Source organism: Streptomyces sp. NPDC031426 (genome assembly GCF_055581585.1).
Window position 1 is genome coordinate 315812 of the sequence record NZ_JBVIJE010000004.1, and the last position, 12085, is coordinate 327896.

A 12085-nucleotide genomic window follows, 5' to 3' on the forward strand; every position below is an offset into this window, starting at 1 on the left:
CGCCCCGGAGGTGAACCGGCTGCCGGACGACCGAGCGCCGAAAGAGGGGGGAGCCGCGCGGTGACCCTGGCGTTCGATCTCTCCGGACTCCTCGACGAGGTCTCCGTCTCCTTCTGGATCCCCACGGCCGTCCTGACCGCCGCCCTGGCCATCAAGCTGCCCAGCATCATCAAGCTGTGGCGGGACCCGCTGCTGCGCGCCGTCGGCGGTCTGCTGCTGTTCGGCTGCGCGGTGTTCGTCTTCGCGGCCCCGCGGACCATCGCCTGGACCAACCGGGTCACCGGGGTGCCGAACATCTCGGCGCCCTGGGTGTACTCCCTGATCACCGCGCTGTGCGCGTCCTGGCTGCTGCTGATCATCGCCTGGCGCAACGGCCGCTCCGACTCGGCCCAGACCCGCCGGGTGACCCGCTGGGTCGTGGCCGTCTACGCGGGCGTGGTCGTCGCCCTGTGGGTGCTCTTCGCGCTCGCGGACGTGCCCGTGCAGCGGCTGCGGGACCTGGACACGTACTACGCCGACACCCCCTTCATGCGCGAGGAGATCCTGCTCTACCTCGTCGCGCACACCGTGGCCTGCTCGATCACGGCCCGGCTGATCTGGAACTGGATCCGCACCGACGGCCTCGACGCCTGGCTGCGCTGGGGGCTCAGGCTGCTGGGTGTCGGCTATGCCACCAACCTGTTCTTCGACGCGGCCAAGCTCACCGCCGTCGTGGCCCGGTGGACCGGCCACGACCTGGACTGGCTGAGCACCAATGTGGCGCCGGCGGGCGCGTGTGTCTCCGCGACCCTGGTCGCGGTGGGCTTCATCGTCCCGCACGTCGGCCAGTATCTGCACGAGCGCTGGCACGTCCGGCTGCGCCACCGTGCTCTCGGCCCCCTCTACCAGCTGACGCGGACCGTCACGGGCGAGCGCGAGCCCTTCGCCCCGCACGCCCCCGCCGAACTGCGCCTGATCCGCCGCGAGACCTTCATCCGCGACGCCCTGCTGCAACTCTCCCGGCACCTGGACGAGGAGCTGCGCGAACGGTCGTACCGGGCCGCCCTCGCCCTCGGCTTCGAGTCCGGCCGGGCCAGGGCCCTCGCCGCCGCCGTGACGCTGCTGGACGCGGCCGGCGGCGGGCGGCCACGGGCCGACGGCACCGACTCCCCGTCCGGTCCCGACACGGCATACCTGCTCCAGGAGATCCAGGCCGTGTCCGAGGCCCTCCGTCGTCCCGACGAGATCACGGCGGTCCGCGCCCGTGCGGCCGCCCCGGCAGAGAGCGTGCCCGCGCATGAGTGACCGCCCCTCCCCCGCCAGAACCGCCGTCGTGCTGGGGGGATCCCACACCGGCATGCTCGCGGCGCGGGCGCTCGCCGAGTTCGCCGACCGGGTCGTCGTCGTCGAGCGCGACGCCCTGCCCGGCGGCCCCGAACCCCGCAAGGGGCTGCCACAGGCCCGGCACGCCCATATGCTCTGGTCGGGCGGGGTGCGGGCGGTGGAGGAGCTGCTGCCCGGCAGCACCGACGCGCTGAAGGCCGCCGGGGGGCGCCGGCATCCGTTCACCACCGGCGTGGTCGCCCTCTCCGCACAGGGCTGGTTCCGGCGCTGGCCCGAGTCCCACCATGTGATCCTGGCCGGCCGCGACCTGCTGGACGCGACGATCCGCGCACAGGTCCTCGCCGACCAGCGGATCGAACTCCTCGACGGCACCGAGGCGCTCGGCCTCACCGGCACCGGCGCCGCGGTCACCGGCGTACGCATCCGGACCCGGGACGGCGCCGAGCGCACCCTCCCGGCCGGCCTCGTGGTCGACGCCACCGGGCGCGGCTCCCGGGCCGCGCGCTGGCTCGCGGACCTGGGGCTGCCCGCGCCGCAGGTCCGCGAGGTCGACCCCGGTCTGGTCTACGCGAGCCGGCTCTTCCTCGCCCCCGAGGCGGCCCGGGAGGGCTTCCCGGTGGTCAATGTGCAACCCGATCCGCGCGGCGACGGGCCGGGCCGCTCCGGCTTCCTGCTCCCCATCGAGCGCGGCCGCTGGATCGTCACCCTCGCCGGCACCCGCGGCGGCGAACCCACCGCCGGGAACGAGGACTTCATCCCCTTCGCCCGCGAGAAGCTGCGGCATCCGCTGATCGGCGAACTGCTGGAGCGCGCCGAGCCGCTGTCCGACGTCACCCTCACCCGTTCCACCGTCAACCGCCGGCACTTCTACGAGCGGATGCCGGCCTGGCCCGAGAACTTCACCGTCCTCGGCGACGCGCTCGCCGTGTTCAACCCGGTCTACGGCCATGGGCTGGCCGTCGCCGCCCAGAGCGCGGTGGGGCTGCGCGAGGTGATACGGCGGCACGGCTGGGGCACGCCGGGGCTGGCCCGCCGCGTGCAGCGGGCGGTGGCCCGTCCGGTGCGTGCGGCATGGGATCTGGCGCTGGGTCAGGACGTGTTCTACCCCGGCGCGACGGAAGCCGGTCCCACCCTGCGGGACCGGCTCCTGTCCGCGTACGTCGGCCGGCTGATGCACACCGCGACGGGGAACGGGCGCGTGGCCCGCCGGGTGACCGACGTGACGTCACTGGAGCGCGGGGCCGAGGTGTTGCTGGCGCCGAGCGTGCTGCTGGCGGCGGCGGTCGGACCGCTTCGGCCGCCACTCGCGGCTCCGCCGATGACCGCGCAGGAGCGGAAGGTGGCGGGCGTCTAGGCCGGCTTCCGGGTGCGGGTGCGTGGTGGGTTGCCCGCCGCCGGGTCAGCCCTCGAACGCCGGTTGGGGCAAGCCCTTCCCCGCGTCCGGAATCACCAGCACCGAGCCCGACAGCGGGTGCGGCGCCGACAGTCCCGTCCGCGCCGTGGTGATGTACAGGTCGGTCAGGTCGGCGCCGCCGAACGCGCAGGCCGTCGTACGCGGGGTCGGCAGCGGGATCACCCGGTCCAGGACACCGGCCGGTGTATAACGCCGTACCGCTCCCCCGTCCCACAACGCCACCCACACACAGCCCTCCGCGTCGACCGTCAGGCCGTCCGGGAAGCCCGCGCCCTCCTCGATCTCCGCGAACGGGCGGCGGCCCTGGACGTGCTCGCCGTCGTGGTCGAAGACGTCCACCCGGCGGGTCGGGGTGTCGACGTAGTACATGAGGCGACCGTCGGGGCTCCAGCCCGTGCCGTTGCTGACCGTGGTGTCGGACAGGACCGTCTGAACCGTGCCGTCGCCGGTCAGCCGGGTCAGCGTGCCGCCGCCCGGCGCCTCGTCGTACCGCATGGTGCCCGCCCACAACGAGCCGTCGGGCGCCACCGCGGCGTCGTTGGCGCGGCGGCCCGGGACCGGCTCGTGGTGCAGCCAGCGGAACGTGTCGTCGGGGTCCAGCAGGCCCACGCCGTCCCGCAGGTTGAGGACCAGGCCGCCGCCCGCGCGGGGCTTGACCGCGCCCACGTGCTGCTCCGTCGTCCGCACCGTGCGCCGGCCCGTGACCGGGTCGTAGGTGTTGACGCGCATGCCCAGGATGTCGAGCCATATCAGCCGGCCCGTCGCCGGATCCCAGGTCGGGCCCTCGCCCAGCTCCGCCTCCGCCCGTACGGCGACCTCGTACCCGGCGCTCACGCCGCGCTCCGGTGGCCGAGCCGCTCCGACAGCTCGGCCGCACCCTTCGCCGACAGCTGCTCCAGCTCGGCCCGGCGCTCGTCGCTCCAGCGGATCATGGGGACCGAGATGGACAGGGCCGCGACCACCTGGCCCGTGCGATCGCGCACCGGAGCGGCCACACAGCTCACGTCCGGGTTGGACTCGCGGCTCTCCACCGCGATGCCCCGCTGCCGGATCTCCGCGAGCGCCTCGCGCAGCGCCGCGGGGTCGGTGATGCTGTTCGGGGTCATCGCGGTCAGCTCGGCGTCGTCCGGGATCCGTGCCGCGAGCTCCTGCTCGGGCAGCGAGGCCAGCAGCATCTTGCCGACCGAGGTGCAGTGGGCGGGCAGCCGGCGGCCGGCGGCGGAGACCATGCGGACGGCGTGCGTGGAGTCCACCTTGGCGATGTAGATGACGTCGGTGCCTTCGAGGATGGCCACGTGGACCGTCTCGTCGCAGGTCTCGGCGACCGAGCGGGCCACCTGCTGGCCCTCGGCGGCGAGGTCGAGCTGCTCGGCGTAGCGGCTGCCGAGCTGGTACGGGCGTACGCCGAGCCGGTAGCGTCCGGACTGTCCCGGCACGGGCACGATGTACGACCGTGCGGCGAGCGTGGTGACCAGCTCGTGCACGGTGGTGCGCGGCAGCTGGAGCTTGCGCACGATGTCGGGGGCGGAGAGCGTCCCGTCCCCGTCGAGGAACAGCTCAAGAATGTCCAGAGCCCGGGTCACGGCAGGCACGAGGCGTCCCACGTCAGGCCCCCTCCCTTGGGTCTAAGCGCCCGTTCGACACCTCGACACCGAGTTGTTCGAGATATCAACAGGCGATCGGCATGACGAACACAGGCTAGTCATGGAGGGTTGCGCGGGCAATGGCCTGGAAGCAGACCGTGCACCATGGGGGCATGGATCTCGACTTCCAGCTGGTCCTGCTGCGCCGCATGGCCGACCACAACCCGGATCTGGTCGAGGATGCCCGGCACCGGCTCGGGGTGTCCATCGCCGAAATGCGGGAGACCAACAAGCGCTGGCAGGCGATGGTCCGCTCGCCGAGGGCCCGCTCCGCCGCCGCCCGGTACCGCTCGGTCCTGGGCGAGCCGGAATCCGTCCTCCCCCGCCGGCTCGGCGACGTCGACTGTGAGGCCCGGCGCTGGGCCCTGCCGCTCTGGCCCGACCTGCGCTTCGAGGTGCTGGTCGGGCCGGACGGGGCGGTGTGGAACGAGTGGCTGGTGCGCGCATCCGGCGCCCCGACGCCCAGGCTGGAGACCCTGGACGACCTCGTTCCCTGGTCCTGCACGGTGGACGAGACCGCCCGCGCCTTCGCCCCGGCCCGCCCGCTGGAGGGCACCGCGCCGACCCGGTGGGGCCTCGCCTTCACCGCGCCCGGCCCGGACGGCGTACCGCACGAGGTGGTCGCCGAGTTCACCTGGGGGCTGCTCCAGCGGACGGCTGTACTGACTTAGCTCAAGCGTCGAAAGCGGTGGCCCGGGTCCGCTTCTCCCAGGCGGTGACCTCCTCGCGGACCTGGTCGAGGTGGCTCAGGACCGCGCTCACTCCGTCGTCGCCGAGCGGCAGCCGCAGCGGGGTGTCCTCGGCCTCCAGCGCGGCCAGGATCAGGCCGGCCGCCTTGGCCGGGTCGCCGGGCTGGCTGCCGTGGCCGCCGGCGACGGCGCCGCGCGTCTCGCCGACCTTGGCGTACACCCCGGTGTCGAAGCCGGCCCCGGCCCGGCCGGCCTCGAACAGCGAGGTCCGGAACGCGCCCGGCTCGACGATCAGCACCTTGACGCCGTACTCCCGCACCTCGTCCGCGAGCGCCTCGGACAGGCCCTCCAGGGCGAACTTCGTCGCGCTGTACGCCCCGAAGCCCGCGAAGGACATCTGGCCGCCCATGCTGCTCATCTGCACGATCGCGCCCGAACGCCGCTCCCGCAGGTGCGGCAGGACCGCCCGGACGAGCGCCGCCGGACCGAAAAAGTGCAGGTCGAACAGGTCGCGCAGCTCGGCGTCGGTGGTCTCCTCGACGGCGCCGACGTAGGTGCGGCCGGCGTTGTTGACCAGCACGTCGATCCGCCCGTGCCGGGTCACGACATCCCGGACCGCCGCCTCGGCCGCGGCCACGTCGGTGACGTCCAGCCGCAGCGCCTCCACCTGGTCGGGATGGGCGGCCACCAGGTCCTCCAGGGCCTCGGGGCGCCGGGCGGCGCCGACCACGACATCACCTGCGGCGACGGCCGCCTCGGTGATCGCCCGCCCGAAACCGCTGCTCGCCCCGGTCACCAGCCAGACCTTGTTCATCACGACTCTCCGTAGCTCTCGTCGGGTTCGACACGAACAACACTGCGGCCGCGTGCCGTTGCCCGTCCAAGACCCTCGGTGATAACCAACGGCTATGACCATGGACGTCCACGCCCGCGAGCTGCGCTACTTCGTCGCGGTCGCCGAGGAGCTGCACTTCACCCGCGCCGCCGAGAAGCTGTACGTCTCACAGCCCGCGCTGAGCAAGCAGATCCGGGCGCTGGAGCGGCAGTTGGGAGCGGAGCTGTTCCGGCGCGACCGGCACGGGGTGGCGCTGACGGGCGCGGGCGAGGCGCTGCTGCCGCACGCGCGCAGGGTGCTGGCCGCGTGGGAGGCGGGCGCGGCGGCCGTGGAGGAGGCCAAGGCGGCCGAGCGCAGCACGCTGGTCGTGGGCATGAGCACCAGTCCGGGCCGCGGCGGGCTGCTGCCGGCCATCCGCTCCCGCTTCACCGCCGCGCATCCGGGGACGATGGTCCGGCTGCGCCAGATGAGCTGGGACGATCCGACGGCGGGTCTGGCGGACGGCACCGTGGACGTCGCCTTCGTCTGGCTCCCGCTGCCCGACGAGGAGCGCTACGCCTGGACGGTGGTCGCCGAGGAACCCCGCCTGCTCGCCCTGCCCGACTCCCACCCCCTCGCCGCGCGCCCCGAGATCGACTTCGCCGACCTGCTGGACGAGCCGTTCCTGGCCCTGCCCAGGAGCGCGGGCCGCCTGCGCGATCACTGGCTCGCCCTGGACGCCCGCGCCGGCCGGCCGCCCCGGATCGGCGCGGAGGTCTCCGGGGCGGAGGAGACGTACGAGGCCCTGGTCGCGGGCCTGGGCGTCTGCCTGGTGGCAGCGGGCAACGCCCCGCTGATCAGCCTGGGCGGCGTCACCACCCGCCGGGTGCGGGGCCTCGGCCCGAGCCGCTATGTGCTGGCGTGGTGCCGGGAGGAGGGACACCGCCCGCTGGTGCGGGCGTATGCGGAGGCATGTCGAGAGACGGTGCGCTGAGCTAGGCCGCGGCCGCCAGCACCGCCTCCACAACCCGCTCCAGCGACCCCGGATGCAGCCGAAGAAACAGATTCGGCTCCACCAACTCAAGCTCCATCAGCCGGGGTTCCCCATCCTCGCCGTCCACTAGATCCACCCGCGCGTACAGCAACTCGGAACCACCCGGCACCACGCCCAACGCCTTCTCGGCGACCGCCAGTTCGGCCTCCGTAGGCTGCCAGCGCGCCAGGTCGGGATGCGCCACCTTGTCCGCGTCGTACGGCGTCCCGGGCGCGAGCACCGCGCCCTTGCGGCTGGCGTGCAGCAGCCGGCCGCCGAAGAACTGCAGCGCCCGCTCCCCGCCGGCGTCGATCCCGCGCATGTACGGCTGGACCATCGCGGTGAAGCCCTCGGCGTGCATCCGGGCGAGCTGCCGTACCGCCGTCTCGCGCTGGTCGGGGGTGTAGCGGGCGGCGAACCGGGCGCCGGCGCCCGAGGTCGGCTTGATCACATACTCGTGGTCGCCGGGCAGGTCGGCCGGCTCGCCCGGTGCGAGGTAGCGCGTGGGGACGGTGGGCACGCCGGCTGCCGCCAGCTCGCCGAGGTAGCGCTTGTCGGAGTTCCAGCGCACCACGGGCGCCGGATTGGCGAGCCGGGTCAGCGCGCCGACCCGGTCCACCCAGGCCCCGAACTCCGCGGCCCGCCAGCTGTAGTCCCAGGTGGAGCGTATGACGACGAGGTCGTAGCGGCCCCAGTCGGCGTCCGGGTCGTCCCAGTACCGGGCCTCCGCCTCGGCCCCCGCGTCCCTGAGCGCCCGCACCAGCTCCGGCAGATCGGTGTCCTTGCCGGGTTCGGCGCCGGGGTCGTAGGTGGCGAGGGCGATGCGGGGCACGGCGGACTCCCTGTCGTACGACGGTTCGGGTCAGCAGCGAGGCTAACAACTGGCCGGGAACCGGAGCACCGCGGTTGACCTTCACCTTCGGGGAAGCCCCAGCATCGGTGGCGGAGGACGAGGAACGCGAGGTGCTCATGGAACTGCTGACGATCGGCGCCTTCGCCAGGGCGAGCCGGCTCTCGCCGAAGGCCTTGCGGCTGTACGACGAGCTGGAGTTGCTGCGACCCGCCCGGGTCGACCCGGACACCGGCTACCGCTACTACGCCGTCGAGCAGATGCGGCGGGCCCGGCTCGTGGCCTGGCTACGGCGGCTGGACATGCCGCTGGCCGAGATCCGCGCGGTGTGCGCCCTGGACCCGGGGGACGCGGCGCGGGAGATCCGGGCGTACTGGGCGCGGGTCGAGGCGGAGACAGCCGTGCGGCGGGATCTCGCCGCGTTCCTCGTGGACCAGCTGACCGACCAGTCGAGAAGGGACCACACCACCATGCTGGAACTGCGCTGTTCCGCCCACTCCGACCGCGGGCTCGTCCGCCCCGCCAACCAGGACACCGTGTACGCGGGCCGCAGGCTGCTCGCCGTGGCCGACGGATTCGGCCCGGCGGGGACGCCCGCGAGCAGCGCGGCGGTGGAGGCGCTGCGGTTCCTGGACGAGGCCGGGGAACTGCCCGCGGACGGTGTGCTGGGCGCGCTGGAGGACGCGGTGCGCTGCGCCGGTGAGGCGGTGTGCGATGTGGCCGAGGGCACCCAGGAGGTCGGCACCACGCTGACGGCGCTGCTGTGGACGGGCGCGCGGCTCGCGCTGGCCCACATCGGGGATTCACGGGCGTATCTGCTGCGCGACGGGGAGTTGATCCGGATGACCCGGGACCACCGGGTGGAGCCGCAGTCTTTGCTGCTGCTCAAGGCCCTGGCCGGCGGGATGGACCCGGTGCCGGACGTGCGCCTGCAGGAGGTCCGGGAGGGGGACCGGTATCTGCTGTGCTCGGACGGGCTGACCGAGGTCGTGCCGGACGCGCGGATCCGGGAGGCCCTGGGTGCCTCCACCGCACCGGGCGACGTCGTGCGGGCGCTCATCACGGCGGCCGACGAGGCGGGTGGCCCCGACAACGTCAGCTGCGTCGTGGCCGATGTCATGCAAGCGGCCGCCTGAGACAGGGCAGGACGCGGTGCATGGCACTGACCGGCACCGACGCATACGCCGGCGCCACCGGACTCCCGCCCCTCGTCTCGACCGCCGTGTCCACCGCGGGGGCTGGCGTGGCTGGCCTCGGGTGCGGCGCCCGGGGTGCCGGCCGTACGGCGCGAGGGGGTCCGGAGCGGCGGACCAAGCTGCGGCTGGGCGCGGGTCGGGGTCGCTCACCCTCGCCGGCAGGGTGCCGCTGCGCCCGCAACGGCGGCGGCACCGTGCGGCCGGCTGTGGTGGGCGCCGTCACAGCCGCGCGGTCGTCGGGAGCAGGCTCTTGGTGTAGGAAGGTGGCGACGGTCGACCGACAGTTAGGAGTGCGCCGCGTGTCCTCCCTCTTCCCCGCTCTGGCGGGCGGTCCGGGCGAGCGCAGCGAGATGGGGGTCCCCCCGGACGAAGTCTGGGGGAGGATCGCCCTGCGGTTCAGCGAACGGTCGTTGACGTACGGCGAGCTGGCCGGGGCCGCCGGTGCGCTCGCCGCCCGGCTGCGCGGTGCCGGCCGGGTGGCCGTGTGGGCCACGCCGGAGCTGGAGACCGCCGTCGCCGTGACGGGCGTGCTGCTCGCCGGGGCGGCCGCGGTGCCGCTGAACCCGAAGTCGGGCGAGAAGGAACTCGCGCACATCCTCTCCGACAGCGCACCGAAGCTGGTGCTGGCCGCCCCGGGCGACCGACTCCCCGCCGCATTGGGTGCGTTGGAGCGCATCGACGTCGACGCGTCCGCCGCGTCCGGCGCCGTACCCGAGGACACCGCCACCGACGAGGACCCGGCGCTGATCGTCTACACCTCCGGCACCACCGGCCCGCCCAAGGGTGCCGTCCTGCCCCGCCGGGCCCTCGCCACCACCCTGGACTCGCTCGCCGACGCCTGGCAGTGGACGGAGGCGGATGTGCTGGTGCACGGGCTGCCGCTGTTCCATGTGCACGGGCTCGTGCTGGGCATCCTCGGCCCGCTGCGGCGCGGCGGCAGCGTGCGGCACCTGGGGCGGTTCGGCACCGAGGGCGTGACACGGGAGCTGAACGCCGGCGCGACCATGCTGTTCGGGGTGCCGACGATGTACCACCGCATCGCCGAGGCCCTGCCCGAGGACCCCGAGCTGGCCAAGGCGCTCACCCGGGCCCGGCTGCTGGTCTCCGGCTCGGCCGCGCTGCCCGTGCACGACCACGAACGGATCGCGGCGGCGACGGGTCGGCGGGTGATCGAGCGGTACGGCATGACGGAGACCCTGATGAACACCAGCGTGCGGGCCGACGGCGAGCCGCGCGCCGGCACCGTGGGCGTGCCGCTGCCCGGTGTCGAGCTGCGGCTCGTGGAGGAGGACGGGACGCCGATCACCGCGTACGACGGGGAGAGCGTCGGCGAGATCCAGGTGCGCGGGCCGAACCTGTTCACCGAGTATCTGAACCGCCCCGACGCCACGGCCGCCGCGTTCACCGCCGACGGGTTCTTCCGCACCGGTGACATGGCCGTCCGCGAGCCCGACGGCTATGTGCGGATCGTCGGGCGCAAGGCCACGGACCTGATCAAGAGCGGCGGGTACAAGATCGGGGCCGGTGAGATCGAGAACGCGCTGCTGGAACACCCGGGCGTGCGGGAGGCGGCCGTCACCGGCGAGCCCGACGCGGACCTGGGCGAGCGGATCGTCGCCTGGATCGTCCCGGCGGACCCGGGGGCGCCGCCCGCAGCCGAGGAGTTGGCCGACCACGTGGCCCGTCGCCTCGCCCCGCACAAGCGCCCCCGCGTGGTCCGCTACCTGGACGCGCTCCCCCGCAACGACATGGGCAAGATCATGAAGCGGGCGCTGGCCGATGGCTGAGCGCCGCTCGGCCCGGGAGGTCCTGACCCTGGTCGCGGACCCGGACAGCTTCGGCGAACTCGCCCATCCGACGGGGAGGTCGAAGCCGGACGGCCCCCTCGGCTGGCAGGGCTACGACGCCTCGCGCGCCCGTGCCGCCGAACGCACCGGCGAGCAGGAGTCGGTCGTCTGCGGCACCGCGAGCGTCAACGGCACCCCGGCCGTGCTGATCGCCTTCGAGTTCGGCTTCCTGGGCGGCTCGCTCGGCGAGCGCACCGGAGACCGGCTGGAGGCGGCGTACGCCCATGCCCGCGCGCACCGGCTGCCGGTCGTGCCGTTGATCGCGACCGGTGGCAGCCGGATGCAGGAGGGCATGCTCGCGCTGAGCCAACTCCAGCGCGTGGCCCGGCAGTCCGTGCTCACCCGGGAGGCGGGCCTGCCGCAGATCGCGGTGCTGCGGGACCCGACGACCGGCGGCGGCTGGGCCACGCTCGGCGCCGGTGCGGACGTCGTCCTGGCCCTGCCGGGCGCCCAGGTGGGCTTCGCCGGCTCCCGGGTCCGGCCCGCGGACGCCGACCCTGCGGCCTACACCGCCGAGGGTCAGGTGGCGGTCGGGGCGGCGGACGCGGTGGTACGGCCCGAGGAGCTGCGGGAGACGCTGGGACAGTGGCTCCGGCTGCTCACCACCCCCGCCCAGGAAGCCCCCGCGCCGGCGGCTCTCGGCACCCCGGACCTGCCCGCCACCGGCTGGGCGGCCGTCCGCCGGGCACGCTCCCCCGAACGCCCGCGCGCACGGGCCTACCTGGATGCCTACTTCACCCACCGCCGCGAGATCAGCGGGGACCGGTGCGGGGGTACGGATCCCGGCGGCATGCTGTGCGGGTTCGGTGCGCGGGGCGGTCGTACCGTCGCGTTCGCCGCGCAGACCGGAACCGCGACCCGGCCCGCCGGGTACCGCACCGCCGCCCGGCTGATCCGGCTCGCCGACCGGCTCGACATCCCGGTACTGACGCTGGTGGACACTCCGGGCGCGGCCAATGACGCCGAGGCGGAGCGGCAGGGGGCCGGCGCGGCGATCGCGGAGGCCTTCGCGGCGGTGGCCTCCGCCCGGGTCCCGATCACCACGCTCGTCATCGGCGAGGGCGGCTCCGGCGGGGCCCTCGCATTGTCCGCTCCGGACAACACCTGGGCCACGCCGGACAGTTACTTCTCGGTGATCGCCCCGGAGCTCGCGGCCGCCATACTCAAACGGCGGGAGGAGGACGTGGAGGCGACCGCCGAGCAACTGCGGATCCGGCCGCAGGATCTGGTGGAGCTGGGGGTGGTCAGAGGGATCGCGCACCACCCCCAGCCGTAG

11 protein-coding genes are annotated in these 12085 nt (G+C 74.1%); 7 read left to right on the forward strand and 4 right to left on the reverse strand.

Annotated features, from left to right (window positions below):
• Positions 1 to 60 precede the first annotated feature (60 nt).
• Positions 61 to 1284, forward strand: coding sequence for an MAB_1171c family putative transporter (locus ACZ5NH_RS09700; RefSeq protein WP_468773899.1), 1224 nt, complete (start codon positions 61 to 63; stop codon positions 1282 to 1284).
• Positions 1277 to 2677: an FAD-dependent oxidoreductase gene (locus ACZ5NH_RS09705; RefSeq protein WP_468773901.1), complete on the forward strand. Its 1401-nt coding sequence runs from the start codon at positions 1277 to 1279 to the stop codon at positions 2675 to 2677. Before ACZ5NH_RS09700 ends, ACZ5NH_RS09705 begins: the two co-directional genes overlap by 8 nt.
• A 45-nt stretch (positions 2678 to 2722) precedes the next feature.
• On the opposite strand, the gene ACZ5NH_RS09710 is transcribed toward ACZ5NH_RS09705, so the two are convergent.
• Positions 2723 to 3571 carry an SMP-30/gluconolactonase/LRE family protein gene (locus ACZ5NH_RS09710; protein ID WP_468773903.1) on the reverse strand — a complete coding sequence of 283 codons (849 nt, stop codon included), beginning with the start codon at positions 3569 to 3571 and terminating at the stop codon, positions 2723 to 2725.
• Positions 3568 to 4341, reverse strand: coding sequence for an IclR family transcriptional regulator (locus ACZ5NH_RS09715; RefSeq protein ID WP_451556024.1), 774 nt, complete (start codon positions 4339 to 4341; stop codon positions 3568 to 3570). The genes ACZ5NH_RS09710 and ACZ5NH_RS09715 overlap by 4 nt, the downstream gene beginning before the upstream one ends.
• A 152-nt stretch (positions 4342 to 4493) precedes the next feature.
• Between ACZ5NH_RS09715 and ACZ5NH_RS09720 the strand changes: the two genes are divergently transcribed.
• Entirely contained in the window at positions 4494 to 5051 is a 558-nt protein-coding gene (locus tag ACZ5NH_RS09720) for a hypothetical protein (protein WP_468773906.1), read from the forward strand.
• Position 5052: 1 nt separating this feature from the next.
• Here the strand turns inward: ACZ5NH_RS09720 and ACZ5NH_RS09725 are convergent, their stop codons facing one another.
• The gene (locus tag ACZ5NH_RS09725; RefSeq protein WP_468773908.1) at positions 5053 to 5883 is read right to left on the reverse strand and encodes an oxidoreductase; all 831 of its coding nucleotides are present in this window, start codon (positions 5881 to 5883) and stop codon (positions 5053 to 5055) included.
• 94 nt (positions 5884 to 5977) lie between these two features.
• On the opposite strand from ACZ5NH_RS09725, the gene ACZ5NH_RS09730 reads away from it, so the two are divergent.
• The gene (locus ACZ5NH_RS09730; RefSeq protein WP_468773910.1) at positions 5978 to 6877 is read left to right on the forward strand and encodes a LysR family transcriptional regulator; all 900 of its coding nucleotides are present in this window, start codon (positions 5978 to 5980) and stop codon (positions 6875 to 6877) included.
• Between the two features lies 1 nt (position 6878).
• Here ACZ5NH_RS09730 and ACZ5NH_RS09735 read toward each other — a convergent pair whose 3' ends face one another.
• Positions 6879 to 7748 (reverse strand): ATP-grasp domain-containing protein, encoded by an 870-nt coding sequence (locus tag ACZ5NH_RS09735; RefSeq protein ID WP_468773952.1) that lies wholly within the window; start codon positions 7746 to 7748, stop codon positions 6879 to 6881.
• Between the two features lie 137 nt (positions 7749 to 7885).
• Here ACZ5NH_RS09735 and ACZ5NH_RS09740 point away from each other — a divergent pair, with 137 nt between their 5' ends.
• The 3 genes from ACZ5NH_RS09740 to ACZ5NH_RS09750 all read left to right on the forward strand — a co-directional run bounded on the left by ACZ5NH_RS09740 (position 7886) and on the right by ACZ5NH_RS09750 (position 12085).
• On the forward strand, positions 7886 to 8902 hold the full coding sequence (locus tag ACZ5NH_RS09740) for a MerR family transcriptional regulator (RefSeq protein WP_468774233.1): 1017 nt from the start codon (positions 7886 to 7888) through the stop codon (positions 8900 to 8902).
• A 359-nt stretch (positions 8903 to 9261) separates the two neighbouring features.
• A complete protein-coding gene (locus ACZ5NH_RS09745) occupies positions 9262 to 10749 on the forward strand; it encodes an acyl-CoA synthetase (RefSeq protein WP_468773954.1) in 1488 nt (495 codons plus the stop codon).
• The gene (locus ACZ5NH_RS09750; RefSeq protein WP_468773956.1) at positions 10742 to 12085 is read left to right on the forward strand and encodes a carboxyl transferase domain-containing protein; all 1344 of its coding nucleotides are present in this window, start codon (positions 10742 to 10744) and stop codon (positions 12083 to 12085) included. Before ACZ5NH_RS09745 ends, ACZ5NH_RS09750 begins: the two co-directional genes overlap by 8 nt.

Excerpts from the sequence above, each read along its gene's own strand:
- ACZ5NH_RS09750 (WP_468773956.1), top strand. The coding sequence starts at position 10,742 with ATGGCTGAGCGCCGCTCGGCCCGGGAGGTCCTGACCCTGGTCGCGGAC.
- ACZ5NH_RS09730 (WP_468773910.1), top strand. The coding sequence starts at position 5,978 with ATGACCATGGACGTCCACGCCCGCGAGCTGCGCTACTTCGTCGCGGTC.
- ACZ5NH_RS09705 (WP_468773901.1), top strand. The coding sequence starts at position 1,277 with ATGAGTGACCGCCCCTCCCCCGCCAGAACCGCCGTCGTGCTGGGGGGA.
- ACZ5NH_RS09740 (WP_468774233.1), top strand. The coding sequence starts at position 7,886 with ATGGAACTGCTGACGATCGGCGCCTTCGCCAGGGCGAGCCGGCTCTCG.
- ACZ5NH_RS09725 (WP_468773908.1), bottom strand. The coding sequence starts at position 5,883 with ATGAACAAGGTCTGGCTGGTGACCGGGGCGAGCAGCGGTTTCGGGCGG.
- ACZ5NH_RS09720 (WP_468773906.1), top strand. The coding sequence starts at position 4,494 with ATGGATCTCGACTTCCAGCTGGTCCTGCTGCGCCGCATGGCCGACCAC.